Annotated in this window: 22 protein-coding genes; 12 read left to right on the forward strand and 10 right to left on the reverse strand. The window is 70.0% G+C overall.

Translation table 11 applies throughout. The features are described 5' to 3' along the window. Window positions 1–20 precede the first annotated feature (20 nt). The 6 genes from ACGFZW_RS35265 to ACGFZW_RS35290 all read left to right on the forward strand — a co-directional run bounded on the left by ACGFZW_RS35265 (window position 21) and on the right by ACGFZW_RS35290 (window position 6006). Window positions 21–1193: an acyl-CoA dehydrogenase family protein gene (locus ACGFZW_RS35265; RefSeq protein WP_393897405.1), complete on the forward strand. Its 1173-nt coding sequence runs from the start codon at window positions 21–23 to the stop codon at window positions 1191–1193. 53 nt (window positions 1194–1246) lie between these two features. Beyond that, a complete protein-coding gene (locus ACGFZW_RS35270) occupies window positions 1247–2419 on the forward strand; it encodes an acyl-CoA dehydrogenase family protein (protein ID WP_393897406.1) in 1173 nt (390 codons plus the stop codon). A gap of 127 nt (window positions 2420–2546) precedes the next feature. Beyond that, complete coding sequence (locus tag ACGFZW_RS35275; protein WP_393897407.1) at window positions 2547–3413, forward strand: 3-hydroxybutyryl-CoA dehydrogenase; 867 nt, start codon at window positions 2547–2549, stop codon at window positions 3411–3413. A gap of 102 nt (window positions 3414–3515) precedes the next feature. After that, window positions 3516–4127 (forward strand): TetR/AcrR family transcriptional regulator, encoded by a 612-nt coding sequence (locus tag ACGFZW_RS35280; protein WP_393897408.1) that lies wholly within the window; start codon window positions 3516–3518, stop codon window positions 4125–4127. Window positions 4128–4223: 96 nt separating this feature from the next. Continuing rightward, window positions 4224–4886 carry a TMEM175 family protein gene (locus ACGFZW_RS35285; protein ID WP_393897409.1) on the forward strand — a complete coding sequence of 221 codons (663 nt, stop codon included), beginning with the start codon at window positions 4224–4226 and terminating at the stop codon, window positions 4884–4886. A 94-nt stretch (window positions 4887–4980) separates the two neighbouring features. Continuing rightward, window positions 4981–6006, forward strand: coding sequence for an erythromycin esterase family protein (locus ACGFZW_RS35290; protein ID WP_393897410.1), 1026 nt, complete (start codon window positions 4981–4983; stop codon window positions 6004–6006). A gap of 45 nt (window positions 6007–6051) precedes the next feature. On the opposite strand, the gene aguA is transcribed toward ACGFZW_RS35290, so the two are convergent. Then, entirely contained in the window at window positions 6052–7194 is a 1143-nt protein-coding gene (gene aguA / locus ACGFZW_RS35295; protein ID WP_393897411.1) for an agmatine deiminase, read from the reverse strand. After that, window positions 7191–7886: a VC0807 family protein gene (locus ACGFZW_RS35300; protein WP_393897412.1), complete on the reverse strand. Its 696-nt coding sequence runs from the start codon at window positions 7884–7886 to the stop codon at window positions 7191–7193. Before ACGFZW_RS35300 ends, aguA begins: the two co-directional genes overlap by 4 nt. A 113-nt stretch (window positions 7887–7999) precedes the next feature. Here ACGFZW_RS35300 and ACGFZW_RS35305 point away from each other — a divergent pair, with 113 nt between their 5' ends. Beyond that, window positions 8000–8608 (forward strand): TetR/AcrR family transcriptional regulator, encoded by a 609-nt coding sequence (locus tag ACGFZW_RS35305; RefSeq protein ID WP_393897413.1) that lies wholly within the window; start codon window positions 8000–8002, stop codon window positions 8606–8608. 40 nt (window positions 8609–8648) lie between these two features. Here ACGFZW_RS35305 and ACGFZW_RS35310 read toward each other — a convergent pair whose 3' ends face one another. The 3 genes from ACGFZW_RS35310 to ACGFZW_RS35320 all read right to left on the reverse strand — a co-directional run bounded on the left by ACGFZW_RS35310 (window position 8649) and on the right by ACGFZW_RS35320 (window position 11821). Then, on the reverse strand, window positions 8649–10199 hold the full coding sequence (locus ACGFZW_RS35310) for an AMP-binding protein (RefSeq protein ID WP_393897414.1): 1551 nt from the start codon (window positions 10197–10199) through the stop codon (window positions 8649–8651). An 85-nt stretch (window positions 10200–10284) separates the two neighbouring features. Further along, on the reverse strand, window positions 10285–11172 hold the full coding sequence (locus ACGFZW_RS35315; protein ID WP_393897415.1) for a LysR family transcriptional regulator: 888 nt from the start codon (window positions 11170–11172) through the stop codon (window positions 10285–10287). 61 nt (window positions 11173–11233) lie between these two features. Then, a complete protein-coding gene (locus ACGFZW_RS35320; RefSeq protein WP_393897416.1) occupies window positions 11234–11821 on the reverse strand; it encodes a dihydrofolate reductase family protein in 588 nt (195 codons plus the stop codon). A gap of 70 nt (window positions 11822–11891) precedes the next feature. Here ACGFZW_RS35320 and ACGFZW_RS35325 point away from each other — a divergent pair, with 70 nt between their 5' ends. Next, entirely contained in the window at window positions 11892–12467 is a 576-nt protein-coding gene (locus ACGFZW_RS35325) for a TetR/AcrR family transcriptional regulator (RefSeq protein ID WP_393897417.1), read from the forward strand. A gap of 111 nt (window positions 12468–12578) precedes the next feature. Here ACGFZW_RS35325 and ACGFZW_RS35330 read toward each other — a convergent pair whose 3' ends face one another. After that, window positions 12579–14132, reverse strand: coding sequence for an ArnT family glycosyltransferase (locus ACGFZW_RS35330; RefSeq protein WP_393897418.1), 1554 nt, complete (start codon window positions 14130–14132; stop codon window positions 12579–12581). A 749-nt stretch (window positions 14133–14881) separates the two neighbouring features. On the opposite strand from ACGFZW_RS35330, the gene ACGFZW_RS35335 reads away from it, so the two are divergent. After that, the gene (locus ACGFZW_RS35335) at window positions 14882–15406 is read left to right on the forward strand and encodes a GNAT family N-acetyltransferase (RefSeq protein WP_393897419.1); all 525 of its coding nucleotides are present in this window, start codon (window positions 14882–14884) and stop codon (window positions 15404–15406) included. Between the two features lie 223 nt (window positions 15407–15629). On the opposite strand, the gene ACGFZW_RS35340 is transcribed toward ACGFZW_RS35335, so the two are convergent. Beyond that, on the reverse strand, window positions 15630–16235 hold the full coding sequence (locus tag ACGFZW_RS35340; protein WP_393897420.1) for a TetR/AcrR family transcriptional regulator: 606 nt from the start codon (window positions 16233–16235) through the stop codon (window positions 15630–15632). A 77-nt stretch (window positions 16236–16312) separates the two neighbouring features. On the opposite strand from ACGFZW_RS35340, the gene ACGFZW_RS35345 reads away from it, so the two are divergent. Further along, complete coding sequence (locus ACGFZW_RS35345; RefSeq protein WP_393897428.1) at window positions 16313–16711, forward strand: DUF4345 domain-containing protein; 399 nt, start codon at window positions 16313–16315, stop codon at window positions 16709–16711. 252 nt (window positions 16712–16963) lie between these two features. Further along, window positions 16964–17512 (forward strand): YciI family protein, encoded by a 549-nt coding sequence (locus ACGFZW_RS35350; RefSeq protein ID WP_393897421.1) that lies wholly within the window; start codon window positions 16964–16966, stop codon window positions 17510–17512. Between the two features lie 174 nt (window positions 17513–17686). On the opposite strand, the gene katG is transcribed toward ACGFZW_RS35350, so the two are convergent. Beyond that, window positions 17687–19915: a catalase/peroxidase HPI gene (gene katG / locus ACGFZW_RS35355; protein WP_393897422.1), complete on the reverse strand. Its 2229-nt coding sequence runs from the start codon at window positions 19913–19915 to the stop codon at window positions 17687–17689. Window positions 19916–20544: 629 nt separating this feature from the next. On the opposite strand from katG, the gene ACGFZW_RS35360 reads away from it, so the two are divergent. Beyond that, the gene (locus ACGFZW_RS35360) at window positions 20545–20961 is read left to right on the forward strand and encodes a Fur family transcriptional regulator (protein ID WP_393897423.1); all 417 of its coding nucleotides are present in this window, start codon (window positions 20545–20547) and stop codon (window positions 20959–20961) included. Between the two features lie 128 nt (window positions 20962–21089). Here the strand turns inward: ACGFZW_RS35360 and ggt are convergent, their stop codons facing one another. Beyond that, window positions 21090–22934 carry a gamma-glutamyltransferase gene (gene ggt / locus ACGFZW_RS35365; protein WP_393897424.1) on the reverse strand — a complete coding sequence of 615 codons (1845 nt, stop codon included), beginning with the start codon at window positions 22932–22934 and terminating at the stop codon, window positions 21090–21092. 488 nt (window positions 22935–23422) lie between these two features. Next, window positions 23423–23794 (reverse strand): IS5 family transposase (locus ACGFZW_RS35370; protein WP_393897425.1); only part of this gene is annotated, 372 nt, incomplete at its 5' end.

Below are 23794 nucleotides of genomic sequence, written 5' to 3' on the forward strand. Positions count from 1 at the left end.
CCGCCGTCCCGGAGGACACCATGGACTTCCGCTACACCCCCCGACAGGCCGATCTCAAGGCCCGCGCCGCCGCCTACACCGAGCTGCTGTATCCGTACGAGAACCAGTCCGAGGAGGCCGGGGGACCGCTGCCCGCCGAAACCGTCCGCGAGCTGACCCGGGCCGCGATCGACGCGGGGGTCTACGCCATCAACATGCCCGAGAAGTGGGGCGGCCCCGGCCTCTCCCTGCTCGATCAGGTCATCGTCGAGGAGGAGTTCGGCAAGGTCACCAACTGCCTGTGGGACATTCCCTGGCGGCCGGCCAACGTACTGGCCTACGGCACCGAGGCCCAGCGGGAGAAGTATCTGCTCCCCGTCATCCGCGGTGAGCGCTTCGACGCCTTCGCGGTGACCGAGCCCGGCGCCGGCTCGGACCCTGGATCGGGCACCAGCACCGCCACCCGCACCGAGGGCGGCTGGCTGCTCAACGGCGAGAAGTGGTTCGTGACCTGCGGCGACATCGCCGACTTCCTGCTGGTGCAGGCCGACGCGGGCCCCGAGCGGGCCGCCACCCTCTTCTTCGTCGACAAGGAGGCGCCGGGCGTACGGATGACCCGGGTGCCGCGCTTCATGCACTCCGCCGTGAACGGGCACCCGGAGTTCACCTTCACCGACGTCTTCGTACCCGACGACGACGTCCTCGGCGGCGTGGGCAACGGCTACGACCTGACCAAGGAATGGTTCACCGACGAGCGGCTGATGATCGCGGCCCGTACGACGGGCGCCGCCGAGCGGGCCCTGCAACTGGCCCGCGACTGGGCGGTGGAGCGCAAGCAGTTCGGGTCCGCGATCGCCGACTTCCAGCTGGTGCAGGGGATGCTGGCGGACTGCGCGGTGGACATCGCGGTCAACCGTGCCTACACCCACCAGGTCGCCTGGGAGGCCGATCAGCCTGGCGTCGACCCCAAGGCCCTGCACGCGAAGGCATCGACGGCGAAGCTCGCGGCGAGCGAGGCGGCGGGCCGGGTCATCGACCGCTGCGTGCAGATCTTCGGCGGTCGCGGCTACGACCGTTCCTACCCCGTCGAGCGGCTCTACCGCGAGCTGCGGGTGGACCGGATCTGGGAGGGCACCTCCGAGATCCAGCGCCTGATCATCGCCAACGAGCTCATCAAGCGCGGCACCCGCGCCCTCAACCTGCCGCTGTCCTGACCCGCCGCCCGACCAACCGGACCACGGTTCGCCACCACCTTTGAAGGACTGACATGGACTTCCGTCTCACCCCCCGCCAGGCGGGCCTCAAGCGCACCGCGCGCGAGCTCACCGAAACCCTCACCGCGTACGAAGTCGACTGCGAGGAGAACAACGGCCTTCCGCCTCAGGCGCACGCAGAGATCCGCGATGCCGTGCTCGCCAGCGGTCTGCAGGCCGTCAACATGCCCCAGGAGTGGGGCGGGGCCGGTCTCACCATCATGGAACAGGCCATCGTCCAGGAGGAGTTGGGCCAGCTCACCGGCGCCCTGTGGGACACCGTGTGGCGCCCCGCCAACGCCCTGCGCTTCTGCACGCCCGCACAGCGCGAGCGCTACCTCGAACCGGTCATCCGCGGCGAGCGCCGCGACTGCTACGCGGTGACCGAGCCCGGCGCCGGTTCCGACCCGCAGAACCTGGCGACCACGGCGACCAGGACCGCCGACGGCTGGCTGCTCAACGGCGAGAAGTGGTTCGTCACCGTCGGCGACCACGCCGACTTCATGATCGTCCTCGCCGCGGCGGGCCAGGACCGGGAACCGACGCTCTTCCTCGTCGACAAGGACACCCCGGGCATCGAGATGACCCGGGTGCCGCGGTTCATGCACACCTTCGTCTACGAGCACCCCGAATTCACCTTCACGGACGTCGCGGTGCCCGAGGACGCGGTGCTCGGCGGGATCGGCAAGGGCTACGACATCACCCGGTCCTGGTTCACCGAGGAGCGGCTGATGATCGCGGCCCGTACGACGGGCGCCGCGGAGCGGGCCCTGAGGCTGGCTCGTGACTGGGCGGTGGAGCGCAGGCAGTTCGGCTCGCCGATCGCGGACTTCCAGCTGGTGCAGGGGATGCTGGCGGACTGCGCGGTGGACATCGCGGTCAACCGTGCCTACACCCACCAGGTCGCCTGGGAGGTGACCGAGGGCACCGTCGACCGCAAGACCCTGCACGCCAAGGCGGCCATCGCCAAGCTCGCGGCGAGCGAGGCGGCGGGCCGGGTCATCGACCGCTGTGTGCAGATCTTCGGCGGCCGGGGCTACGACCGGTCCTACCCCGTCGAGCGGCTCTACCGGGAGCTGCGGGTGGACCGGATCTGGGAGGGCACCTCCGAGATCCAGCGCCTGATCATCGCCGGTGAACTGGTCAAGCGGGGCACGGGCGTACTGCAGATGCCCGTCGCCGACTGACCCCTGCCCGGCGTGTCCCGGTCCTCCGGCCGGGACACGCCGGACCCTCCCCGCAGCGCACCACCCGGCGTCACGGGGCGGCGGCCGAGACTCCTCGGCCGCCCGGCACACCGACCAAGGAGGACCGATGCCCACCAGCGCTGTCGAACGGATCGGGGTCGTGGGCTGCGGCTTGATGGGGTCCGGCATCGCAGAGGTGTGTGCCCGGGCCGGCCGGGACGTGATCGTCGTCGAGACCGGCCGCGGCGCCGCGGACGCCGGCCTGCGCCGGCTCACCGGGTCCCTCGACCGCGCCACGGCCGCGGGAAAACTTTCCGCCCCGGATCGCGACGCGGCGCTCGCCAGGGTCACCGTCACCACTGACCTGGAGGCCCTGGCCGACCGCGACCTGGTCATCGAGGCCGTCGCGGAGGACGAGGCGGCGAAGGTCGCCGTGTTCGGACGACTGGATGCGACGGTACGGCGCCCGGACGCGATCCTGGCGACCAACACCTCGTCCCTGCCGGTCATCCGCCTCGCCGCCGCCACCGCTCGGCCCCAGCAGGTGATCGGCCTGCACTTCTTCAATCCCGTGCCGGTGCTGCCGCTCGTCGAGCTGGTGCCCTCCCTGCTGACCGGCGAGGACACCACCCGCAGGGCCCGGTCCTTCGCCGCCGACGTGCTCGGCAAGGAGGTCGTACAGGCCGCGGACCGTGCCGGATTCATCGTCAACGCCCTCCTCGTCCCGTATCTGCTGGACGCGGTGCGGATGGCCGAGTCCGGCGCGGCCTCCGCCGCCGACATCGACCGCGGGATGCGGCTGGGCTGCGCACACCCGTTGGGGCCGCTCGCCCTGGCCGACCTGATCGGCCTCGACACCACACGGGCCATCGCCGAGTCGCTGTACGAGGAGTTCCGCGAGCCGCGCTACGCACCCCCGCCGCTGCTGGACCGGATGGTCGACGCGGGCCTGCTCGGCCGCAAGTCCGGACGCGGCTTCCACACCTACCGATGACCGGCCCTGCGGCGGGGGACGACGGAAGGTGATGCGGGAAGATGGAACGAGACGGGCCGGTCGGCCCGCAGGACCTGTACCGATATCCCGGGGAGCAGTTACGTGACCAAGGACGAGCGCACTCTCGAAACGCGGGAGCGGATCCTCTCCGCCGCGTGCGAAGTGATCGCCGAGGTCGGCTTCGAAAAGATCCGGATGCGCATGGTCGCCGAGCGCGCCAAGGTCTCGACGGCCCTGCTGCACTACCACTTCGAAAACCGTGAGCGGCTCTTCGCCGAGGCGATGACCCACTCCTTCGGGCAGACCGGCACGGAACTCGAACGGGACGCCGACACGGTGCCCGCCGCGGTCGTCCTGGCCCGCATTCTGCACAACATGCTGCCCACGGACGCCGAGCTCCGGCAGGACTGGCGGCTGTGGCAGGAGCTGTGGGTCAGGGCCCTGCGGGACGAGACGGCGCAGAGCCTCGCCGTCGACCTCTACGACCAGCTGCATGCCTGGATCGGTCAGGCGCTGCGCAGGGGCATCGACGCCGGCGAGTTCGCCGACTGCGACGTCGAGGCGACCAGCACGCTGCTGCTCGCACTGAGCGACGGCTTCGGCATCCGCCTGATGCTGGGCGATCCGCGCATCGACCTGCCGACGGCCCAAGCGGCCATCTGGCGTGCCGTGGCGGGGACGCTGGGCGTGCCCGAATCCTTCCCGGCGATCTGACGACAGAGACCGAAGGAGCTGACTGCGGCGACCGAGGTCAATGGACTGACGCGGTCAATCGGCACTTTTCAGGGCATCCGGCTCTAGGGTTGCGCCGTGAACGGCCACCTGCGAGTGCGGGACGACGAGGGGGACGCGAGCCGGCTCCTCGCACTGTCCGACGGAGTGTTCGCCATCGCGATGACGCTGCTGGCGCTGGACATCACGCTGCCCTCCGGCCTTGACCCGGCCGGTTTCGAGCGGGCGCTGGCAGATGTGACGCCCAACCTCTGGGCGTACGCCCTCAGCTTCGTCGTCATCGGGGCGTTCTGGCGGGGCCACCACCAGATCTTCCAGTACGTACGGAAGGTCGACGGGATCGTCATCAGGCTCGGGCTGCTGAACCTGGGCCTGATCGCCCTGATGCCGTTTCCCACCACCCTGCTGGCCGAGTACGGGGACCAGTCCCAGTCGGTCGCCGTCTACTCGGGCGCCGTCGCGGCAATGGGAGCCGCGCAGCTCGCCCTGACGATCGTGGTGTGGAAGCGCCCGTGGCTGGGCAGCGAGGCACTGCCGGACCCCGTCGCGCGCAATGACGTGGCCGATTTGGCATGGACCGTACTGGTCTTCGTCGTCGCCGTACCCCTCGCCTTCGTTTCCCCGACGGGCGCGAAGCTGTGGTGGGTGGTGCTGCTCCCGCTCAAGACGATGACGGGACGGCGAGGCAAGCGCCTGCGCGAGGAGGCGCAGCGGTCTGCCGAGGACCGCTCAACACGGTGAGTGGGGCGCCGAGTTCCGCGGTGCGGCCGGTCCGATCCGTTCGACAACTCTCTGTCGGCCCGGCGATCGTCTTGACCTCAACCAAACTTCAGCAATGAGACTGCTGATCACGCGGGGCAACAGCCCCGCACCGGTCGTCGGACGAGGCAGCACCATGAGCGAGCAGCAGCACGAACAGGTCAGGCGTTGGATCGAGGAGTACGCCCACCCGCTCGACACCTACGATCCCGCGGCCCCACTGGATGATCTGCGTTCACTTGCGCCGCTGATCGGCGAAGCCCAGGTCGTGGCCGTCGGTGTCTCGGCCAGGGAGGCGCGTGAACCCGCCGCCCTCCAGCACCGGGTGGTGCGGCTGCTGGTCGAGGAGCACGGGTTCCGCTCCGTGGCGCTGGAAGGGGATGACCCGGCCCGACTGGGTCTCGACACCTACGTGCGGACGGGAGAAGGGGATCCGCGCGCGATGCTGGGCCCGGCGCGGTCGTTCTTGCGCACCGAGGAGGTTCTGACGCTGGTGGAGTGGATGCGCGCATACAACGCACGCTTCCCGGACGACCCGGTCCGCTTCATGACCCCCGCCTTGACGACCTCAGCCCTGCCCCCGGGCGGGCTCGCGGGAATCGAGCGCCGCCTGGCCGAGGACACCATTCGTTGGCACGCGGAGTCCGGGCACCGGACCGTCTATTGGGGCGGCATCGGGCATACGGCGGTGGGAAGCCCCCGCACCGTCTCACCCGCACCGGCTGCTTCTCCGCCGCTGACCCACCGCAACGCGGGCAGCTACGTGCGGGAGCACTTCGGGACGGGTTACGTCTCTCTGGGTGTGACGTTCCACCACGGCCGGCTCTCCTACTCCGCATCCGTGCCCGTTCCCCCGCCCGACTTCGCCGAGTCCGTGCTCGACGCGGTGGCTCCGGCCGCCTACTACGTGACCGATCTGCGCACCGGTCCGCCGCCGGGGCCCGTACGCGACTGGCTGCACACTCCCACCAGGACCCGGCTCGTGGGCCCCGCCTACGACCCGACCGACGATCAGGATCACCATCTGTCGGGCGGTGCACTCGCCGACTGGTTCGATGCCCTGGTGCATGTGCGGGAGGTGACCCCGGCACAGCTGTTGTGAGGGGCGGTCGGCCGCTGCCGGGGTTGCCGCCCCCGGATGCCGCCCTCAGCTGTGACCGAGCCTCCGGCGAGCCGCATCGACCGTCGGGGGATTCGCCTCACCTGAGCGCCGGCTCGGCATCTGCTGGGTGGCGCAGTGGATGTTGCCGCCGCCGAGGAGGAGTTCGCGTGTGGGGATCCCTACGACCGTGTGCTGCGGGAAGATCCGGGCGAGGCGCGCGAGGGCCTCGTCGTCGCGCTCGGGGTCGAGCAGTGGGGCGAAGAGGTGGTCGGCGGTGAGGTAGAAGTTGGCGTACGAGGCGGTGAGCCTGGGCAGTTGGGGGCCTTTCGCCCGCGGGACGTGGCTGTCCACGCCGCGTACCTCGTCGTCGGTCGCGTGGAGTGGGCCGGGCAGGGGCAACTTCTCCACCCGGAGGGTCCGGCCCTGGGCGTCGGTGGCGTCGCGCAGCTCCTCCAGGGCGCGCGCACTGCGGTCGTACTGAGGGTCGCGGGTGTCGTCGGTCCAGGTCAGGCAGATCAAGCCGGGGGCGGCGAAGCAGGCCATGTTGTCCACATGACCGCGCGTCGCGTCCTGAGTGAGGCCCCATTCGATCCACAGGGTCCGGGTGACGCCCAGGTAGGACGTCAGCAGTTCTTCCATCGCAGCGCGCGAGGGGCTGTCGTTGCGGGCGGGGTCGAGCAGCGTCTCGGCGGTGACCAAGGCGGTTCCCTGGCCATCCACATGGAATGCTCCGCCCTCCAGCACGGCGGGGGCGCGGTAGCGGTCGGTGGCGGCGAGGTCGAGGACCTTCCGGGCGTACTGGTCGTCGGTCGCCCAGTACGGGTAGCGGTTGCCGTAGCCGTTGAAGGCGAAGTCCACGCCACGCCGTCGACAGCTGTTGTCCACGACGAAGGTGGGTGCGATGTCTCGGGCCCAGCCCAGCCGGCTGGTGGCCTCCACGACCCGGACCCGGGAGTCCAGGGAAGACCGGGCGTGCGCGTACTGGTCGCCGGTGACCGTGACGGTGACGTCCTCCCCGCTGTCCACAACGGCGTTGGCAAGGCAGGCCAGCGCGCGCTGGGCGGGGCGGGCTCCTTCGCGCCAGACGTATCCGTTCTGCGGCCACACCATCCAGCACCCGTCGTGCCGCTCCCATTCCGCCGGCATCCGGAAGCCGTCCGCTGCGGGCGTGCTGTCCAGCGTCCTCATCGGGCACCTCCCGGGTACTGCTCAGGAGCTGCCACGCCCAATCGGGGCGGGAGCGTTGGTACGTCGAACCCGTCCACCGGCCCGGCTGTCGCGGCGGAGGCGCGTGCCAGGATCTTCCGACGCTGCCGGATCGTCCGGACGGCGAGCGGGATGAGCACCACGAATTCCAGCGGAGGCGTGATCGCGGCGGCCGTCCGGACCGGCATCGCGTACACGAGCAGGATGCGCGCGACCGCTTCGGCGGTGAGCCCGGTGCCCAGCACCAGGGTCTGCGTCCGGTGCGCCCTGCTAAGGAGGGGGTCGCGGAGCGGGTGGCCGTGCAGCCTGCGGGCCAGATAGGCCGTGGCCGGAGTGCCGCTCAGGCAGCTACCGAGGAAAACCAACCCCGCGAGAGCGCTCACCAGCGGGTCGCGCAGGAGCAGCAGCCGGGGCTCCGAGGTCGCCGCGGCGAAGGCTGCCGACAGCCCGTACATGAGCAGCATGCCGATGGCGAGGCCGTCGGCGCGGCGGTCGTACAGCGCCGTGGCGGCCAGCCATGCGGCTGCCACGCCCGTTGCGGTCAGGAGGGCGCGCAGGGTGTCGAGGCCGGCGAGGGTGCAGCCGTAGTACGCGAGGGATGAGATTCCCAGATCGAGCGCCAGGCGCGTCATACGCGCCAGGCGTCCGAAGCGGTGCGTGCGGGACGGTTCCATGGCGTCTCCTGATCCGGAAGGTCCGGCCGCCGGAGAGGTGGCGGGCGGGCTCGGCGGTTTTGTAGCTTGAGCGTGCTAAATAAAATCTAGCACGACCGTGCTATAAAAATCGGATGCCGAAGATCGTGGATCGAGAAGAGCGCCGACGCGAGGTGGTGGAGGCCGTCTTCCGCGTCGTGGCCCGCGGGGGCATCCAGCAGGCCACGCTGCAGAACGTGGCCGCGGAGGCGGGGCTCGCCGTGGGCTCCGTACGGCACTACTTCGACAGCCACCCGGAACTGCTCACCGCCGCGGCCCGGGAGATGGTGCACCGGGTGGAGGCCAGGGTGCAGGCCCAGCGGGACCTGCTGGGCCCTGACGACGACCCCCGCGACGTGGCGGAAGAGATCGCGGGTCAATTTCTGCCGCTCGACGCGGCGCGCGCGGACGAGACCGCGGTCTGGCTCGAGTTCGCGGTGGCCGCACGCACCGACCCCGCGCTGGGCCTGATCGCCGCCGAACTCCACGACGGTCTGCGGACCGTCGCCGGTCGCCTGCTGCACCGCCTCGGTGTGGACGACCCGGTGGCGACGGAACACCTCGCCGCTGTCCTGGACGGTCTGGCCCTGAATGCGGCGCTCCACCCGGACCGCCTGCGACCGGACACCGTCCGGGCGGTACTGCGGCGGCACCTGGCGCAGCTGCCCGAGGGGCGGCAACCGGGCCGGGCGGACGCCCGCTGACCCTGGGCCGCCCGCACCAAGCTCCTGAGCCGTCCCTGGCTCAGCCGGACAGCCGGGACCGCAGCTGCCGCTTGTCCGGCTTGCCCGCTGCGGTCAGCGGGATGGCGGGTACGACGTACAGGGCTTCGGGAGCATAGAGGCGGCCCTTGCGGGTGGTGACGAAGTCCCGGATCTCCGCCAGCGAGGGTCGCTGTCCGGGGGCCGGCACCACGGCGGCGTGTACGTGCTCCACCGACTCCTCGTCCCGACTGCCGAAGACCGCGCACTGAGCGACGGAGGGATGGCCCAGCAGCAGGTCTTCAAGCTCCGCCGGATAGACGTGGCCGCCGACGACCACGATCATCTCCTTGATCCGGTCCACGATGTAGAGATACCCGTTCTCGTCGAGGTAGCCGACGTCGCCGGTGTGCACCCAGCCGTCCCTCAGCACCTCGGCGGTCAGCTCCGGCTGCTTCCAGTAGCCGTGCATCACAAAGGGCGAGCGCACCAGCACTTCGCCCGGTTCGCCGGGCGGCAGGATGGTGCCGTCGGCGGCCCGAATGACGATCTCGACGCCGGGCATGGCCCGGCCGACCGTCAGGTGACCGCCAGACCCGGTCAACTCCTGTACGTCGGGCCCGGCTTCAGTGATGTACTGCGCCTCGGCCTGCCCGTACACGCCGTAGAGCACGGGCCCGAGGGCCTTGGCGGCCTGCCGCAACCTGACCGATGAGGCTGCGGTGCCGCCGTAGGTGATCCGGCGCAGGCTGGAAAGGTCGGTCGTGGCCAAGTCCGGGTGGTCCAGCAGCTGGTAGAGCAGCGGCGGCAACAGCCAGGTGTGGGTGATGCGCTCGCGCTCGATCGCGGCCAGTACGTCCCGGGGCTCGAATCCGTGCCGCAGAATCACTTGGCCGCCCTGGTGGAGGGCCATGTCGGCGAAAATTCCCGCGAGGTGGGCGAGCGACGTGCAGGCCAGATAGCGCGGCGGGTCGCCGGCGTCGGTGAGCCTGTGGTCCAGGGTCTGCCGGTAGGAGTCATGGGAGATCCGGATGCCCTTGGGAATTCCGGTGGTTCCGCCGGTGTGCCGGATGCACCAGTCGTCGTCCGGGCCCACCATGCCGCTCATCGGCTGCGCCGGAAGGCGGGCGGCCACCGCCAGTACGTCTTCGGCGAAGCCGCTCGGCCCCAGGGAGAGCATCCGGGGGGCACCGGCGAGTGGCAGTAACTCCTCTGCGATGGCGTGCCGTTGGTCGTCCACCAGCAGGAGCGAGCAGTCGACGCTCGACATGACGCGGGCCATGATCGGCGGGCTCATGCCCTCGTAAAGGCTGACCACCCTGGCGCCGGCCAGACCGGCGGCATAGCGGGCGACGAGGGCCTCGGCGGTGTTACCGGTGAGAAGGGTGACGGTGGTGCCGCGGCCCACGCCGCGCCCCGCCAGCTCCCAGGCGAGCCGATGGACCTGGTCCCGGAACTCCGCCGCGATGATCACCAGTCCTTCGGCGGTGGTGATGACCGGTCGCCCCGGCTCGGTGGACAGTACGTCGAGGACGACCTCCGCGTAGCTGCTGAAAGCGCCTTCCGCGGTGGGGCGGCGCCGGATCTGCGTCATCGCTGTTCTCCCTTGTCGGAACCGGTGGGCTCCTTGAAGCTAGCGCCGTCCGCTCATACCTTCCACGACCGAATTCACCATGTACTCATGACTCGTCGGGTATGAACCGCTCCGTGGCCAGCCGACGGAACTCCATGGCGGCGGGGGAGAGATAGGCGTCGTGGCGCCACACCAGGGTCAGTGTCCGATGGCAGTCCGCGGCGTCCAGACGCAGCCAGGCAACCTGACCGCCCTCGCCGAGGGCCCGCCGCGCAACGGCCGGCATCAGACCGATGCCCAGCCCGGCGCCGATCAGCTCCGGGGTCGCGGCGGCCTCGTCGCCCTCACAGACCACCTGCGGCGCGATCCCCTCACAGGCGAAGAGCCGGTCCAGCAGAGCGCGTTGCCAGTGCCCGGCGCGCGTGCTGACGAACTCCTCGTCGGCCAGCTCGGCCACCGTGACACTCTCCCGCCCGGCCAGCCGGTGCCCGGGCGGCACGGCCAACAGCACCTCCTCCCGCGCCAACTCGACCGAGCGCAACTCCGGCCCGGCCAACGGCTGGGATGCGAGCGCGAAGTCGACCTCGGCGGCACGCAGATGGCGCCGCATCGACTGCACCGGAGCCTGGAACAGGCGCACACTCACTCCCGGACGGTGCGCACGGAAGGCGGCCAGCACCCCGGCCAGCTGGAGCAGTGTCTCGGCAGCGATCGCGACCCGGCCCGGTCCGGCGCCGGCGGCATCGGCCATCTCCCGCCGGGCGTCGTCGAGTTCGGCCAGCGTCCGCTCGACCCGACGCAGGAAGGCCGCGCCGTGCTCGTTGAGCCGAATCCGGCGTCCCCGGCGATCGAACAGCGGAACGCCGAGCTCGGATTCGAGCCGGATGATGCTCCGGCTCACCGACGGCTGGGCGACGCGGAGTTCCTCCGCGGCCCGGCTGATGTGCTGGTGGCGGGCCACGGCTTGGAAGTATCGCAGCGAGAGCAGATCCATGACGGCAGTCTCGCTTGATCCTCCGGCCCGTGGAGGCCGGTGACGGGCGGTTGAGGTCGGATCACCGTCGGGTGAACCACGTGATCGTGACGTCGTTGGCGAATGACCTGCGGTCCGTCACCTTGAACAGGGTGGGGTCGAACTCCCCGTCGAACATCGAGATGCCGGACCCGGCGACCACGGGATAGCTCTTGACGATCAGTTCATCGATCTCGGGCAGCAGCGCTCCGGCGAGCCGGCCCCCGCCGCACAGCCAGATGTCCTGCCCCTCTTCCCGCTTGAGATCGCGGACCAGCGTCAGCGGGTCGCTGTCGACGACGGTCACACCGGCATCGGGGTCCTGCTTGAGCGTGGTCGACACCACGTACTGACGTAGGTGTGCGTACGGGCTGGTGATCCCGGCGTCCAGCCCAGGCCGGTAGGTGCCCAACCCCATCAGCACCGTGTCGAAGTGAAGGTTGGGCGCATCCGTGAGGCCGTGGGCGGGGCGCATGAAGGTGGGGACGGTCTCGGGATAGCGCGCGTTGGCCCAAGCGGCGTAGACGGCGGCCTGCTCCCCGTCACCTGTCGGGAAGAAGTCGAACTCGCCGCCGGGGCCTGCGATGTAGCCGTCGATGGTGACGGCTACGTAGTACACGAGCTTTCGCATTGAAACAACTCCATGTGTAGTACTCTCATTTGAGTGGCCCGAACGTAGTACTACAGGTGGAGTGGTGTCAATGGTGCGCAGGAATGACGAGCGAAGGGGGGTCCTCGTGGACGCTGCCATCGAGGTGCTCGCCAGGGAGGGCGCGCGAGGTCTGACCTTCCGGGCGGTGGACGCCGAGGCGGCCGTGCCCGCCGGTACGGCTTCCAATTACTTCGCCAACCGCGACCACCTGCTCACTCAGGCGGGTGTGCGCGTCTACGAACGGCTTCAGCCCGACGAGGCGACCATCGCGCGACAGCGGGCGAGCACGCCGGACCGGGAGACCTACGCGGCACTGATGCGGGAGCTGGTCGGTCGCATCAGCGCCTTCCGTGCCGGATACCTGGCACTGCTCGAACTGCGGCTGGAGGCCACCCGTCGCCCCGCGTTGCGTGCCCTGCTGACCGAGCGCGTCCGCGCCGACATCGAGGCCAACGTGGCCCATCACGAGGAATCCGGTCTGCCGGGCGACGCGACCGCGGTCCGGCTGCTGTACCTGGCGCTGAACTGGATCATCGTCGAACAGCTCACCCTGCCGGATGTGTTCTCGGATGACGAGCGCGAACAGCTGGTCACGGCGGCGGTCGAGCGCATCGTGACGCCGTGACCGCCGCAGGAGGACGCCCCGCCGCCGCTGCCTTCGGCCACGAATGCCGGACCCCCGGACGCGCGCCCTCCAGTCGGCCTTCGTCGCCGATCCCAGGCGACCGCCGCCCGGTCAGCAGTGCCCCGGCCGGACTCCGGGGGACGGTGCGATGAACACGTACCAGGGCGTCCCGTCGGCCGACATGAGCCAACAGCGCGCCCATCGTTGGGCGTACCGCGGGGCATGGGGACTGTTTCCCGCGGCTGCAACCGGCTCAACGGCCGTCCGCCGCAGCAGCTCCTTCATGGTGATGGAGGCGTTGTTGCCCGTCAGCGCTTCGGATCTGCAGCCGGCGTGGAAGGCCAGCGGAACCACATCCGAGCCGACCAGCGTGCACGGCGGTCGCAGCCCCGTCCGATGAAGTCGCTGAGCGAGGTCCTGCAGAGCGGTACGGCTGCGTACCTGTGAGTTCGCCCGCGCGTCCAATACCAGCAACTGGCTGGCCACGTGCATGACGAAGACCGCCACCAGCGCCCCTACCACGACGGGCCGACGACGGCGGGAGACCGCGCCGACCCCGCTCACCACCAGAGCGGCCACGGGCAGGGCGAGCAGGGCATAGGCGGGGATCAGGAAGCGCGGCGCGGCGTAGTCCAGAAGGAGCAAGTACTGCACCGACACCGCGGCCGCGCACACCGTGGCCAGGACGAGCCCGGTGAACCTGACCGGTTCGGCGCGGCGCTTGCGGGCGGCGAGTGCCAGGCCCGAGACGACGAGCACCGGCAGGACGAGCCACCACCCGGACAGGAGCGGATAGGACCAGGAGCTGTGGCAGGGGCGGCACAGCAGGGGGCCGTTCAGGGCACGCAGCTGCATGCCGAACGCCGCACTCAGATGCATGCCGCCCTGGACGTCGCTGCCCTCCCGCAGTCGTGCGAGAGGGCTGCCATAGCGGGCGTAAGCCTCGATGAGCCACGGCAGGAGGCCGACGCAGAGCCCGGTGAGGACCGCCACGGCCGCGGCCCAACGGCGCCATGAACGCACCACCACCGTGCCGGCCGTCAAGACGGCGGCGATGAAGACCGCATCGGCCGGACGCATCAGAGCGGTGAAGGCAATGCTCAGCGCGAGCGCGACGGACGTCCTGCCGCCGTGGCTCGAAACCACCCGGAGGAACCATCCCGCAGCGGCCACCGCGCCGTAGGCCACGTACAGATTGGGCATCACCTCGGCCGCGTAGAACTGCACGACCCACAAACCGGCCAGCATCGCCGCCGCCACCGCGGTGACCGTGTCGCCCATCAGGCGCCGCCACGGCCAGAACGCTGCCACGAGGCCCGCAGTCGACAGCGCCAGCATCCAAGCCCGCAGCACCACGGTGGAGGAGCTGAGAACAACGGCAGGCGCGGCAAGCCAGCTGATGCCCCGCGCCCTGGGAGCACTGAAGTACGTCGTCGGAACCCGCGAACTGACCTGGCTCACGTAGACGCCCTCATCCCAGCCCAACGGCAGCCACAGCGGGACGACGATCAGCTGAACGATGACGAACGCCGTCGCGACCAGCCACAACGCAGAGATGCCGGCCCACCGCCTCCGTTCCTGCGGAGCGCGGCAGTCATCTCTCCCGGACGTCTCGGGGGGCAGCCCGCCGGCCTGCGGGATCGCGGCGTAGCCGTCGGTGTTCACAGCAGGCTCCAGGGGGAGGTCGCCCGACCGCGGGGGTGCTCAACGAGGTCGAGTAGGTCGATGAGCGAAGGGGGCCGATGGGCGAGGAGTCGCACGGCACCGGGTGGCATCGCTAGGGCAGTCGAACGACGTGCCGCGCACGGGGGTCGGCCGGGGCAACGCGTCGTCGAGTTCGAATCCGACCGGCGTGTGCCGGGCTGAGCCCAGGACGGCGGGGGAGAGGCGGATGCCCCGGAACCGACTGCCGGTCGCGCTTCCTGCTGCCCGCCGCGTTGTCACATTCGTGAGTGGTGTCCGAACGCGTCACTGCCGGGCAGGAGGCCGGGTGGTCCGTCGACGGCAGCCACATCCAGGCGTCTCGGGCCAGGCGTCGCGCGTAGGGCGCGACGAGCCAGGGGGCCCGTACGGCGTAGCGCAGTTGGTGCACCAGCCTCGACCGGTCGGGCATCCTTGCTCCTTCCACAGCCCCCACGGCCGGCGCGCAACGGCCCGGCGGGCACATGGGCCCGGAGCTTCGCCGTCACCGGGTCGAAACCACCTCGGATCACACGGTAGATCTCCAGATCTCATATTCGCCACAAATAGCAGCATTTCGGGTACTGCGTGATGCTTCCCGGTGCTCCCTGGGCACGTGAAGGGGGCGACCCTCAGGCCGGGCTTGACGCTCGGCAGCCGTGCGCCTGCGGCCTCCTGCCGGGGCCTCGGCCACCGGTCGATGCCGCGGCAGACCCTTGTGTGAGGATCGCAGCGTGAATGACCTGCGCTTCCGTCTCGCTGACGAAACCGACCTTCCTGCTCTCGTGCGCCTGCGCGATGACGCTGCCCGCTGGATGCTCGCCCAGGGAGTCACTGGCCAGTGGCGGCCTGGTGAGCTGGGCGGGGACCACTTCCGCCGGATCATGGAGAGCGGGGAGGTGTGGCTTGCGGAGGCTGCCGATCGTGCCGTCGGGGCCTGGGAGCTGTGGTGGGAGGACGAGGGCGCCTGGGGGCCGCAGCCGCCGACGGCCGGTTATGTGCACCGGCTGATGGTGGATCACGGCAGTGTCCCGCCCGGGACGGGGCGGGAGCTTCTGCGCGTCGCCGAGCGCCGTGTGGCCGAGGCGGGCCGAGAGTGGGTGCGCCTGGACTGCTGGGCCGGGAACGCACGCCTGCACACGTACTACCTCAAGGCCGGCTACCAGGTTGTCGGACGCAAGGAGGGCAAGCCCCAGCCGGGCGGTGAGCCCAAGTCGTTCACGCTCCTCGAAAAGTCCGTACGGAGCGGCGGGGAGTAGGAGCCGACTGCCACCGTCGCGACCTTGACCCGAGGACCGATGGCGCCCTGAATCGGCTCGGCTGCGCGGTCAGGTCGAGCTCGCCCGGGCGGCCTTCAGCAGGCCGGCCGGGGCGATCTGAGCCACCTGCGTCCCTGTCCCGTGCAGGAGGCCGCCGATTCGGCCCGTGGGCAGGCCGGTTCCATGCCCTCGTCACGCCACTCGCGCACCTCTGTCGCGACCGTCACGGCCAGTCCGGGGCGGGATCTTCGTCAAGGAGAGGCCGGATGGCGCCCAGCACAGCGCCGATGCACACATCGCGCAGTTCGGCACGGGTGCAGGTCTCCTTGGTGAGCCAGTCCACGCACAGCACCTGGACGAACACCAGCCAGCTCTTCAGGATGCCCGACACGGCCTCCCGGGTCCCGTCGTCCGCCAGGGGGAGCACGCCCAGCAACCGCTCGCGCAGAGCGTCGAGTTCACCGTCGATGATCGTCTGGACCACGCGGTCGCCGGCCAGGACCCGGTTCGCCGCGAGCACGGTGTTGCGGTTCTCCGCGAAGTACTCGATATGGGCGTCCAAGCCCTCGGTGAGCTGCTCGACCAGGGTCTCGGCGGGGTCGAGTCGGGTCCTGGCCAGCAGTTGCTCGGCGACCTGCTGGTAGAGGGCGGCGAAGAGGTCGCGCTTGCTCGCGAAGTGTTGGTAGAGCAGCGCGCGGGAGACCCCGGCGCGCTCGGCGACGTCTTCCATTAGCACCTCGTCATACGGATACGCGGCGAAGAGCTGCGCGGCGACGGAGAGGAGCTGGGCGCGGCGCTCGGCGGGGCGGAGGCGCTGACGGGGAGGCACGGACCCATGTTACTTGACACGCGTCTATCAGCTGGCGGTAGCCTGGTGGACACGTGTCTACTAACGGGGGTGTGGTCATGGCCAAGGCCAAGGCGCTGCGGGGACTCGTACTGACCATGGGGTACGCGTGCCTGGCGATCGGGCTCTTTCACGTGCTGCTCGGGAACGCCTCCATCCCGGGCGCGGGCTCGGCCGGTGCGACGATCGACAGCCTCGGCCGGTTCTTCGGCGCGATCTTCGCCGGGTACGGCCTCGCCTGGCTCCTGGCGGCCCGGCAGTCGCCGATCCCTGCGACGGCGGTGCGGTGGCTGGCCGGGGTGTTCCTGCTGGGGGCGTTCGGGCGGCTGCTGTCGCTCGCGGTGGACGGGTGGCCGCACTGGTTCCAGGTGGTGCTGACTGCGGTCGAACTCGTGCTGCCGCCACTGATCTTCTGGCTGGCGGACTCGGAGGAGAAGGCGGTCCGGCGGCAGTCCTAGGGAGCGGGCGGGCGACGATTGCGGTGCCACGTCGTGGAGGTCACCGCAGGACGGCCCTGCGTGTGCCGACAGCTCAACTGGCCGGGTAGAACGCTCAATTGGCCACTGTCAGCGCTGAATGGCCAGCCGGTGGAGCATGAACGCCGCTCCGGGATCGCTGCCGCGCCGCCCGACGGGACGCGGCCCGCCTGGAGCCCCGGTCATCCTCGAAACGCTGTTGAGATGCGGGCGCGTGTCGGAAATTCTGTGGACATGGAGTTCTTCTGTTATCACCGCGATCGGCCCGGCTCCGTCCCCTTGCGCCACGAGCTGCTGGAAGAGCACTGGTCCTACATGGACCGGTACGCGAAGGAACTGATCGCCCGCGGCCCGACCTTCGCCGACGATGACGAAACGCCGACCGGCAGCGTGCACATCCTCGACGTGCCCGACCCGGCCGCCGCCCGCGCTTTCGCTTTCGACGAGCCCGGCTACCAGGCCGGTGTGTACCGGGACGTGATGCTGCGGCGGTGGCGCAACTTGTTGGGGCGCACCATGTGGGACTTCCCCGGGGGCCGGGCCGGTGGCAACAGGTACCTGGTCCTCGGCCTGGGCACGGGACCGACCACCGACCTCACCGTGCCGCCCAACCGGGACGAGCTGATCGCCTACGGGCCGCTGCTCTCCGACGACGGCACCACCTGGTTGGGTACGGCGGCGCTGGTCCGGGCGCCTGACCAGGACACCGCACGAGCGGTGCTGCCCACGGGTCGGTACGCCGACATCGAGATTCACAAATGGGAGTTCGGCGGGCGGCGTTGACGCACGGGGGCCGCGCGGTGCCGACCGTACCTGGCGGCCGACGGCAGAGACGCCTGGCCGGGAGCACGCTGGAATCGCGCGGGTAATGCACTCGGGGGCTCACGGGCCGTACCGACGGCGTCCAGGCCGGCCGGTGAGCAGCCGGCCTGGACGCCAGGGGTCGGACGAGACGCGTCAGACGAGGTCGAACCGGTCCAGGTTCATCACCTTGTCCCATGCGGCGACGAAGTCCTTCACGAACTTCTCCTTGGCGTCATCGCTCGCGTAGACCTCCGCGAGCGCGCGCAGTTCGGAGTTCGAGCCGAAGACGAGGTCGGCACGGGTGCCGGTCCACTTGACCTCGCCCGTGGCGGCGTCGTGACCCTCGAAGGTGGTGGCGTCCTCGGAGACCGCCTTCCACGTCGTGCCCAGGTCGAGCAGGTTGACGAAGAAGTCGTTGGTCAGGGTCCCAGGGGTGCTGGTGAGGACACCGAGCGAGGACTGCTGGTGGTTGGCGCCCAGAACGCGCAGACCGCCGACCAGGGCGGTCATCTCGGGGGCGCTCAGGGTGAGCAGGTTCGCCCGGTCGAGCAGCAGGAACTCGGCCGGCAGGCGGTTGCCCTTGCCGTGGTAGTTGCGGAACCCGTCCGCGGTCGGCTCGAGCGCCTCGAAGGACTCGACATCGGTGTGCTCCTCGGTCGCGTCGACGCGGCCCGGGGTGAACGGCACCTGTACGTCGATGCCCGCGTCCTTGGCGGCCTTCTCCACAGCAGCTACGCCGCCGAGGACGATGAGGTCGGCCAGGGAAACCTGCTTGGCACCGGAAGCGGCGTTGAATTCCTGCCGCACGCCCTCCAACGAGCGCAGTACCAGGGCCAGCTGGTCGGGGTCGTTCGCTGCCCAGCCGCGCTGCGGTTCGAGGCGGATGCGGGCGCCGTTGGCGCCGCCACGCTTGTCGCTGCCACGGAACGTCGAGGCCGACGCCCACGCGGTGGCGACGAGCTGGGACACGGTCAGGTCCGAGTCGAGCAGCGTGGCCTTGAGCGCCTCGATGTCGGAGGCGTCAATGGTTTCGCCCTCGGCCTCGGGCAGCGGGTCCTGCCACAGCAGGGTCTCCTCCGGGACCTCCGGGCCCAGGTACAGAGACTTCGGGCCCATGTCGCGGTGGGTCAGCTTGTACCAGGCGCGGGCGAAGGCGTCCGCGAACTCCTGCGGGTTCTCGTGGAAACGGCGGGAGATCGGCTCGTAGATCGGGTCGAAGCGCAGCGACAGGTCGGTGGTGAGCATCGACGGGGCGATCTTCTTCGAGGAGTCGTGGGCGTGCGGCACCGTGCCCTCGCCCGCGCCGTCCTTCGGCTTCCACTGATTGGCGCCTGCCGGGCTCTTGGTGAGCTCCCACTCGTAGCCGAAGAGGTTGTCGAAGAAGCCGTTGCCCCACTGGGTGGGGGTGCTGGTCCAGGTCACCTCCAGGCCGGAGGTGATGGCGTCGGCGCCCTTACCGGTGCCGTAGGCGTTCTTCCAGCCCAGGCCCTGCTCTTCGAGGGTGGCGGCTTCGGGGTCGTCGCCGACGTTGTCAGCGGGGCCCGCGCCGTGGGTCTTTCCGAAGGTGTGGCCGCCGGCGATGAGGGCGACGGTCTCCTCGTCGTTCATCGCCATCCGGCGGAAGGTCTCACGGATGTCGCGGGCGGCGGCGATCGGGTCGGGGTTGCCGTTGGGGCCCTCGGGGTTGACGTAGATCAGGCCCATCTGGACGGCCCCGAGGGGGTTTTCCAGGTCCCGGTCGCCGGTGTAGCGCTGGTCGTCGAGCCACGTGGTCTCGGGACCCCAGTAGACGTCCTCCTCCGGCTCCCAGACGTCCTCACGGCCACCGGCGAAGCCGAAGGTCTCAAGGCCCATCGACTCCAGTGCGACGTTGCCGGAGAGGACGAGCAGGTCGGCCCACGACAGGCTCTGGCCGTACTTCTTCTTGACCGGCCACAGCAGGCGGCGGGCCTTGTCGAGGTTGGCGTTGTCGGGCCAGCTGTTGAGAGGGGCGAAGCGCTGCTGGCCCGCTCCCGCGCCGCCGCGGCCGTCACTGATGCGGTAGGTGCCCGCGCTGTGCCAGGCCATCCGGATGATGAGCGGGCCGTAGTGGCCGAAGTCGGCGGGCCACCAGTCCTGCGAGGTCGTCAGCACCTCGGCGATGTCCCGTTTCACGGCAGGAAGATCGAGGCTCTTGAACGCCTCGCTGTAGTCGAAATCCTCGCCCAGCGGGTTCGCCACGGCGGGGTTCTTGGCGAGGATCTTCACATTGAGCCGCTCCGGCCACCATTGGCGGTTTCCGCCGCCCTGAGTCGGGTGGAGGGCGCGGCCGTGTGCGACCGGGCAGCCACCTGCCTCCTCGGGCTTGGGGTCTGTGACGATGGCGTCGTGGTTCTCAGACATGGGAATCCTTCCGGACGGGGCGGATCACAGTGCTGGAGGAACTGCGGGCTGGTGCGACAGCCGGGGCAGAGCCCCGGCAAGGAGCCTCGGCCTCCTCGGTCGGGAGGCGGAGGACGTCGGGCGGCGGAAGACCGGCTGCTGACGTCGGCCTTGTGGTCGAAGTCAGCGACGACACCGCACGACCGGCACACGAGGACGGAGGCCGTTGCGGAGGCGCCCGCTGGAGCGCGGACCGCAAAGGCGATTCCTTGGCGTCGGCACGGGAACCGCCCGGATGCCGGCGTCATGGACGCGGGCGGTACGGGCGTGGACGAAGCGCGTGTGGACGGGCCGCGTGTCGGCGGGGCGCTCGCGCTGGAAAGGGGCACGCTTCTCCAGCGGGACCTGATCGTGGATCTGCACCGGGGCGCCGGCGCCCGCCTGTTCGCTGCTGTGGTGGTCCGCGACCAGGCCATCGCATGCGGTGGTGAGCGGACCCGTCTCCTGAACCGTCACGGGTTTTCCCTGCTGTTGTCCTGTCCCTTGGCTGTCGCCGGATCCGATCCTACGATGGACAAAGTCCAAGTCAATACGTCAACCAGACTCGTACGGATTCATTTCCCGGACGGGTCACAGTTAGGCTGGTGGGCATGAGTGACCTGCTGGACCGGCTTCGCGGACGCGGCTGGCGGATGACCGCCCAGCGCCGAGTGGTGGCCGAGGTACTCGATGGCGAGCACATCCACCTCACCGCGGATGAGGTGCTGGCGCGCGCCACCGCCAAGCTGCCGGAAATCTCCCGCGCGACCGTCTACAACACCCTCGGTGAACTCGTCTCGCTGGGCGAGGTGATCGAGGTGGCCACCGACGGCCGCGCCAAGCGCTACGACCCGAACGCCCACCGCCCCCACCAGCACCTGGTGTGCTCGGGCTGCGGCGCCATTCGTGACGTACACCCCGGCGGCGACCCCTTGGCCGATCTGCCCGCCTCCGAACGGTTCGGCTTCACCGTCCGCGAGGCAGAGGTGACGTATCGGGGCGTGTGCCCCGATTGTGCCCGCGTCTGAGCGGCATTCGAAGCCCGGCCCACACCACGCCGACCACACCACGCCGACCGCACCACGTTGATCACCGGCTCACGCACCGGGCCATCGGGACAGCCCCCTCCGGGACATCGCTCGGAGGGGGCTCGGCCTCAGCGGGAATCCTTGAGCACCATGGCCGATCCGCCACCACGCCGCTCGGGTTCGGCCACTGCCGAGATCTTGCCGTGGGGCAGGAGCTCCAGCGCGGCCACCGCCCCGATCTCCGGTGCCGGTGTGAAGGTCTTCGGCGCCAGGACGAACTGATGGCCCAGGGCTTCGAGCTTCTTGCGCTCGGGGGAGGAGAGGAAGCCCGGTTCGGCTTCCGTCGCGGTCTGGTTCCGTTGCGAGATACGCGGCGCGGCGACCGCTGCCGGTAGTGACATGCCGAGGTCCAGTCGGTTGACCAGGGTCTGCAGCACGGTGGTGATGATCGTGGCACCGCCGGGCGAGCCGACGGCGATCATCGGCTTGCCGTCGCGGAGGACGATCGTCGGGGACATGCTGCTACGGGGGCGCTTGCCGGGCCCCGGCAGGTTCGGGTCCGGTGTCCCCTTGGTGAGCGGGGCGAAGTCGAAGTCGGTCAGCTCGTTGTTGAGGAGGAAGCCGCGCTTGGGCACGGTGATGGCCGAGCCGCCGGTCTGTTCGATCGTCAGGGTGTAGGAGACGACATTTCCCCAGCGGTCCGCGGTCACCAGATGAGTGGTCGAAGGCCCCTCGTGCGGCTCCTTGTTCCCGGTCTTGCGGTCGCAGTCGGCGCCCGGGTGGCGCGGGTCTCCTGGAGCCAGCGGGCTCTTGAGTGCCTTGTCGGAACGGATGAGACAGGCCCGGTCCTTGGCGAAATCCTTGGAGAGCAGTTGCTCGGTGGGGACGTCGGAGAACTTCGGGTCGCCCACCCAGCGGTTGCGATCGGCGAAGGAGATCCGGCTGGCCTCCAGGTAGTGGTGCAGGGCCTGGGCCTTGTCGGCCTTGGAGAGGTGGAAGTTCTCCAGGATGTTCAGCGCCTCGCCCACAGTGGTGCCGCCCGCCGAGGACGGTCCCATGGAGTAGACGTCCAGCCCGCGGTAGTTGGCGCGGGTCGGTTCCCTGTGCACGGCACGGTAGGCGGCGAGGTCGCCGCGTTTCATGAGGCCGGGGCGCGCCTTGTGGTCGGCACCGGGAGCCATCGGCGGGCGCTGGACGGTCCGCACCACATCCCGCCCGATTCCGCCGCGGTACAGCGCCTTGACCCCTTCACGGGCCAGCTGGCGATAGGTCCTGGCCAGGTCCGGGTTGCGGAAGCGCGAGCCGACCACGGGGAGTTCGCCCTTGGGCAGGAACAGGTCGGTGGTCGACTTGAAGTCGCGGAAGCGCTTCTCGTTCATGGCCGTCTGAGCCCGGAACTCGTCGTTGACCACGAAGCCGTCGTCGGCGATCCGGGTGGCCGGGCGCAGGGCCTTCGCCAAGGGCACGGTGCCCCACTTCTTGAGCGCCTTGTCCCATGTCGCGGGCGTGCCGGGAACGCCGACCGACAGCCCCGAGTTGATCACGTCCTCGCCGGGCAGCGGTTTGCCGGTCGCGCGATCCAGGAACGAGTCCGAGCGCATGGTGGCCGGCGCGGTCTCCCGGCCGTCGATGGTGCGTACCTTCTTGGCCTTGGCGTCGTAGTAGACCATGTAGCCGCCGCCCCCGACCCCTGCGGAGTAGGGCTCGACCACGCCCAGCGCGGCGGCCGTTGCCACCGCCGCGTCAACGGCGTTCCCTCCCTTGCGCAGTACGTCGAGCCCGGCTCGGGAGGCATACGGGTTGACGCTGGAGACCGCGCCGCCGCTGCCGGTGGCAACCGCCTTCTTCGCGGGCGGCTGCGCCTTGGAGTCGGCGGCGGGCGAGGCTCCGCCGGCGCTGCAGGAAGTGGCCAGCAGGGAAAGACTGAGCGCAGCCGCGGACGCGGCGGCGACAGCGGCACGACGGACAGCCATACGGCCTCCAGGATTTCGCTGTGGAGCTTGCGGTGAATTCCCGAAACCCTGGCATCGTACGAGTGCTGGATCAACGCTGAGCTGCAAGGTTTGTGGGAGATCTGAGGTTTCCGCCCGGTAACCGGTGGCGGGGGATCAGCCGGGGTCCACCCGCACGCCGGCGGCCTCGCGCCTGAGCCCACTGCGGCCCGGTGCCTTTCGGGCCGGTTCCGCCCGGCCGAAAGCAACGACGCCCGCCCGCGTGTCCTTCCGGTACGCAATCCGGAATGCGCAGCCCTGACCTGCGGCACACGGACCGTTGCGAAGGGCGCGCCCAGTTGGCGCGTGGCAGTGCGTGGCCGGGACGGGAGTCTCGCTCGGAGAGGACTCGCGCGTGAGTGGCGCCGAACGGCCCCTCTGAAAGGTTTCAAGCTCAACCTTTGAGGGAGTTAGGCCCGCACCGACGGGCTCGTCAACGTTCCCTACGCGGAAATCTATAAGACGTTGTTTCACTTGGTGAGTCGGCGGTAGCAGATGAGGGTTGCGGCTATGCCGACGAAGGCGAGGAAGTGCTCGGGTTTGCGTTCGTAGCGCCGGTGGAGGCGTCGGCAGCCGGCCAGCCAGGACACCGTTCTCTCGACCACCCAGCGGTGGCGGCCGAGCCGCTGTGAGGGCTCGATACCTTTGCGGGCGATGCGGTGGGTGATGCCGCGCTCGCGGAGCCATCGCCGCAGGTGGTCGTAGTCGTAGCCCTTGTCGGCGTGCAGCTTGGTAGGGCGTCTGCGACGGGGACCGCGCCGGGAGCGGATGGGCGGGATTCCTCGCACGAGCGGTGGCAGGCCGAGACTGTCGTGCATGTTGGCGCCGGAGATCCCCAGCGA

Origin of the sequence: Streptomyces sp. NPDC048248 (genome assembly GCF_043201875.1) — a bacterium.
Taxonomy (GTDB): Bacteria; Actinomycetota; Actinomycetes; order Streptomycetales; family Streptomycetaceae; genus Streptomyces.

What these genes read in the sequence shown, in the direction of transcription:
- ACGFZW_RS35325 (WP_393897417.1), top strand. Translation starts at nt 11,892, where the DNA reads ATGGTGCGCAGGAATGACGAGCGAAGGGGGGTCCTCGTGGACGCTGCC.
- ACGFZW_RS35350 (WP_393897421.1), top strand. Translation starts at nt 16,964, where the DNA reads ATGGAGTTCTTCTGTTATCACCGCGATCGGCCCGGCTCCGTCCCCTTG.
- ACGFZW_RS35265 (WP_393897405.1), top strand. Translation starts at nt 21, where the DNA reads ATGGACTTCCGCTACACCCCCCGACAGGCCGATCTCAAGGCCCGCGCC.
- ACGFZW_RS35315 (WP_393897415.1), bottom strand. Translation starts at nt 11,172, where the DNA reads ATGGATCTGCTCTCGCTGCGATACTTCCAAGCCGTGGCCCGCCACCAG.
- ACGFZW_RS35320 (WP_393897416.1), bottom strand. Translation starts at nt 11,821, where the DNA reads ATGCGAAAGCTCGTGTACTACGTAGCCGTCACCATCGACGGCTACATC.
- aguA (WP_393897411.1), bottom strand. Translation starts at nt 7,194, where the DNA reads ATGAGGACGCTGGACAGCACGCCCGCAGCGGACGGCTTCCGGATGCCG.
- ACGFZW_RS35290 (WP_393897410.1), top strand. Translation starts at nt 4,981, where the DNA reads ATGAGACTGCTGATCACGCGGGGCAACAGCCCCGCACCGGTCGTCGGA.
- ACGFZW_RS35360 (WP_393897423.1), top strand. Translation starts at nt 20,545, where the DNA reads ATGAGTGACCTGCTGGACCGGCTTCGCGGACGCGGCTGGCGGATGACC.
- ACGFZW_RS35310 (WP_393897414.1), bottom strand. Translation starts at nt 10,199, where the DNA reads ATGACGCAGATCCGGCGCCGCCCCACCGCGGAAGGCGCTTTCAGCAGC.
- katG (WP_393897422.1), bottom strand. Translation starts at nt 19,915, where the DNA reads ATGTCTGAGAACCACGACGCCATCGTCACAGACCCCAAGCCCGAGGAG.
- ACGFZW_RS35275 (WP_393897407.1), top strand. Translation starts at nt 2,547, where the DNA reads ATGCCCACCAGCGCTGTCGAACGGATCGGGGTCGTGGGCTGCGGCTTG.
- ACGFZW_RS35305 (WP_393897413.1), top strand. Translation starts at nt 8,000, where the DNA reads ATGCCGAAGATCGTGGATCGAGAAGAGCGCCGACGCGAGGTGGTGGAG.
- ACGFZW_RS35300 (WP_393897412.1), bottom strand. Translation starts at nt 7,886, where the DNA reads ATGGAACCGTCCCGCACGCACCGCTTCGGACGCCTGGCGCGTATGACG.
- ggt (WP_393897424.1), bottom strand. Translation starts at nt 22,934, where the DNA reads ATGGCTGTCCGTCGTGCCGCTGTCGCCGCCGCGTCCGCGGCTGCGCTC.
- ACGFZW_RS35345 (WP_393897428.1), top strand. Translation starts at nt 16,313, where the DNA reads ATGGCCAAGGCCAAGGCGCTGCGGGGACTCGTACTGACCATGGGGTAC.
- ACGFZW_RS35270 (WP_393897406.1), top strand. Translation starts at nt 1,247, where the DNA reads ATGGACTTCCGTCTCACCCCCCGCCAGGCGGGCCTCAAGCGCACCGCG.